This window comes from Leptolyngbya sp. CCNP1308, from assembly GCF_034932455.1.
Lineage (GTDB): Bacteria > Cyanobacteriota > Cyanobacteriia > Phormidesmidales > Phormidesmidaceae > Nodosilinea.
Genome location: NZ_JAYGIH010000028.1, coordinates 1 through 2,226 on the forward strand (window position 1 = coordinate 1; position 2,226 = coordinate 2,226).

Annotated in this window: 2 protein-coding genes; one reads left to right on the forward strand and one right to left on the reverse strand. The window is 53.3% G+C overall.

The window, feature by feature from the left end; translation table 11 throughout:
* Positions 1-188 precede the first annotated feature (188 nt).
* Positions 189-521: a ribonuclease III domain-containing protein gene (locus tag VB780_RS08435; RefSeq protein ID WP_323350693.1), complete on the forward strand. Its 333-nt coding sequence runs from the start codon at positions 189-191 to the stop codon at positions 519-521.
* Between the two features lie 299 nt (positions 522-820).
* On the opposite strand, the gene VB780_RS08440 is transcribed toward VB780_RS08435, so the two are convergent.
* Positions 821-1,117 carry a hypothetical protein gene (locus tag VB780_RS08440; protein WP_323350692.1) on the reverse strand — a complete coding sequence of 99 codons (297 nt, stop codon included), beginning with the start codon at positions 1,115-1,117 and terminating at the stop codon, positions 821-823.
* Positions 1,118-2,226: the final 1,109 nt, after the last annotated feature.

The window sequence follows — 2,226 nt, forward strand, 5'->3', positions numbered from 1 at the left end:
ACTGGTCTCGGGTTAAGTTGCTGGGGTAGTCTTTACTCATTGTCTCACTCCGGCATTGCTGACATCCATCTGCAACCTATACGGAGTGAGCTTTTTTACTCAAGCCCTAACTTTTCAAACACCCTCTTAATGAGCGCTACGGTCAGGAACCCCTTAAGAGGGAGATACTACAGCGAGAGATTAAGCGTCTGGCCCACATTGGTGACAGCATCATGAATGCGGCTATCACCGATTACTTCTTCCACCGCCTGCCAAAGGCAGCCCAGGGTATTCTGACATCAAAAACGATGCCCTTCAAGGAGCGCAGACGAGGGGCCGTATCCTTCGCCAAGGAGGTTGGGCTGAGCGATCCCACCGTGTGCAGACTGGGCAAGGGTATCAGTGACAAAGACTTAGATGGTGACATGCTTGGGGAGATGTTTGAGGCGCTGATGGGAGCCATATACTTGGAAAGCGATCGCAATTTCACTGTAGCCCGTGACTGGTTTCACAAGGAATGTGGCGGATTGCTCAACTTTTAAACGATTGGGCTAATCCAAGCCAATTTCCGGGCGCTGGTGAGACGCGAAGCCGAACCTGCGCCTAGATCCGGTAGAGCGGTGGCCCTCTTGGAGTGGGTTGACATAGAACATCTGGGGCCACGGCTCTACCGACAGCAACAACCCATTCCACTCTCCCCTTGGGTCGTGGGGAACGGCTCATTTCCCAGGCTTAGCATCCTAGAGCTCTGGTGGCATCAGGTGGTAGGAGGGAAGCAAAGGTAGTGCGATCGCCCCCTACAACCAACGCAAAAAAAGGGGAGCCGAAGCCCCCCAGGAAACTAACCCCGCAGCTGCACCCGTGACCCGCGAGAAGCTGGCCCCAGAGACGCCTGGCCACTGGGAACGGTGCAGGGTATGGAGGCAGCGAACGACCCTGGCCCAGAGGACACCCCACGCACCAGGATGGAGTAGCCCACAACAGCAGCCCACCGAGTAGAGAACTCAGACGGCAACTCGCTGAACCACACCTCAGCGACGAAGCCGGTGAAGGACTGGTCGCTCTCCCGCCAAGCGCACTCGACCGCACCAAACTCAGTAGCCAAAACCTGAACGAACTCGTAAGAAACTGGAAGCATGTAAAAGCACCAACGCAACGCGCATTCCACACGCCTGCGTCTTCCTTCTCCGGTGGCGGTCAAACTAGGCGCAAGGGCAAGGCAGGCCCAAGAAAAAATGCGAAGCACCACTAGAACGGCCTGGCGCAGCTTGTGAAACCCTTGCGCCGGGTTCTTGAGGCGTAAAATAAAGCGCCCTGCGTTGGTCGCCCATCGAGGATTCTGCCTACAACGAGTTAGCCAACAGCATCCTGCCCACCCAGCGATAAGCCAAGGACATACTGTTTGAGCAGGCTTACCAGGGTATCAAAAACGCGATCGCAGCGCTGGAGCAGTACAAGGCACAATAGCCTCAATGGATTTTACATCTTCCCGACGGGGGCTTCGTTTTGCTCTGTCCTTGGTCAGAAGCAAGGGGGTAGGCAACCCGGCTAGTTGCGCGCACAGGCAACTACTCAACCCACAAGTCTTCAGCAGGGTCAGGCCACTGGGCACTCGGATTGCTCGATAATCACCTCAGCTTCCCCCCAGCAGTGCCATTTTGCCCAATCAAAGTCTATATTTTAAGAAACAGGTTTATCGCCCCTTATCAGCATAGGATTTTTTTTGCATGAGAGGGATTCGATCTATCTCCTCTCAACGAACCAGTGCCCGATCATTTTTGTTTACTTAAAGTACCTTTTCTAGCCTCGTTTTCTTTAGTAACTCCACAGTACGGTTGAAACGTCAGCAACAATCTTCTCTCTCTCACCCTTGAAAAGCAATGCTTCTGCCCTCCCTGCGTTTCACAAAACTATTACTGTTGTCGATCACCCTTCCGCTTGCTTTCCTCACGCCCGCTTGTGTGTCGCTCATACAAGGGCAGGAGCAATCGTTCGAAGTTGCTCAAAGGGATACATCGATCATTGAAGGAGTCCCAGTTGCTCAAAGCAACATATCAGAGCCTCAAGACGCTACTGCTCTTGCAGAACAAGGAGGTCAGCAGATAGGGGCTGGAGATTATGGGCTCTACGGGAATGAGTATGCTGATGTAGTCGATACTATACCGAGTCGTTATGGTGCCTCTGCTCACGGAATTACTAGGTCTATCTGGTGTTGATGTCGAGTCTTATGAGGCCACTGAGGACAGC